2 protein-coding genes are annotated in these 1614 nt (G+C 25.7%); both read left to right on the forward strand.

Annotation, left to right across the window (positions count from 1 at the left end; all coding sequences use genetic code 11):
• Positions 1–262 (forward strand): helix-turn-helix domain-containing protein (locus tag SVN78_11030; GenBank protein MDY6822138.1); only part of this gene is annotated, 262 nt, incomplete at its 5' end.
• Positions 246–1614, forward strand: a 1369-nt coding sequence (locus SVN78_11035; GenBank protein ID MDY6822139.1) for a DUF3365 domain-containing protein, incomplete at its 3' end; no start/stop codon positions are given. The genes SVN78_11030 and SVN78_11035, both read left to right, overlap by 17 nt.

Here is a 1614-nt window from a genome sequence, read left to right on the forward strand (position 1 = left end):
TATATATAAACACAATAAACATATTGAATTAACTAACAGAGAATGGGATATATTAATATTATTAATCAATAATGCTAATCATGTAGTTAGTAGAGAAAAAATTAAAGAAAAAATATGGGGAGAATCTAAATTGTTTACAGTAGATCATAATTTAGACGTCCAAATAGCCCATATTAGAAAAAAAATAGAAGATAACCCAAAAAATCCTACAATAATTAAAACCGTTCCTGGGAGAGGTTATAAATTTGAAATTAAAAGTTAAAATTGTTCTTGCTATATCTGCCACATTGCTTATTTTTCTTATACCTATCAGTTTTTTTATTTATAGACATCAAAATAATCTAATAAAAGAAAAAGCAAAAATAGAAGCTGAAACACTCTTTAGGATGTTATATGTAACAAGGCAATGGATTGCAGAAAATAGAAATTTAATAAAACCTGTTCCTGCAGTTGCCACTAAAGAACTTTCTCGCTATATAAAAGATTATGATAATATATACTTTCACATAACTTCTGATATTCTTATTAACCCTGCTAACGCTCCAAATGAATTTGAAAAAAGGGCTCTTGAATATTTCAAAATCGGAGGGAAAGAATATATAGATATTTTTAAAAATTCTAATAATGAAAAAATTTATAGATACATGAGGCCCTTATATATTAATAAATCTTGTTTAAAGTGCCACCAATACCAAGGTTATAAAATAGGCGATCTTAGGGGTGGCATTGCAATCTATATACCCCTTAAAGAAATAAGCAAAATATTAAAAAATAACAATACGCTATTTTTATTTTATGGACTCTTCCTTTATATCCTTTTACTTATAATTTTAACCATTCTCATAGATAAATTGATATTAAAAAGGATTTTTAAGATTAAAAAAGCTGCAGAAGCTGTGGCCAATGGCTCTTTTAATAGTACTATCGAGATAAATTCAAAAGATGAGATTGGCAGCCTTGCTAAATCATTCAACACAATGAAAGAAAAAATAAAATTAAATGACCAATACCTAGAGGATAAAATAAAAGAGGTTACACAAAAATATAATGATACATTAGAAAAACTAAAAACATCAAATAATTATAAAACAGCTCTTCTTGATTCAATAGGCCATGAAATAAGAACACCTTTAACAAAAGTAGTATCCTATTCAGAGATCTTAAAGGATGCATCCAACATAAATGAAGAGTTTTTACATAAAACAATTGATATTATTTACCGCAATGTTTGCATACTAAATGAGGTATTTACACAAATCCAAACATTAGAAAGAATTAAGGATTCTAGATTTTTAGAAAATAAAGAAATTATTAAAATAGGCGAACTATCTAGAGGAATTGTTAACAAATATAACAATAACATTCAAAACAAAAATATAAATATCATAATTAATGTAGATAATAGCTTAACCTTTACAGCTAATAAATTTGGTATAAAACTAATATTAGAGAATCTCATCCAAAATGCTATAAAATATGTAGATACAAAAGGTTTTGTTGAAATTACCATTAATAATATAGATAGTTGTTTAGAGATAAAAATCAAAAATAGTGGTTGTAAATTAAAACACAATGAAATCCCTAAAATATTTGATAGATTTTATAGAGGCAAAA

This window comes from Deferribacterota bacterium (assembly GCA_034189185.1).
Lineage (GTDB): Bacteria > Chrysiogenota > Deferribacteres > Deferribacterales > UBA228 > UBA228.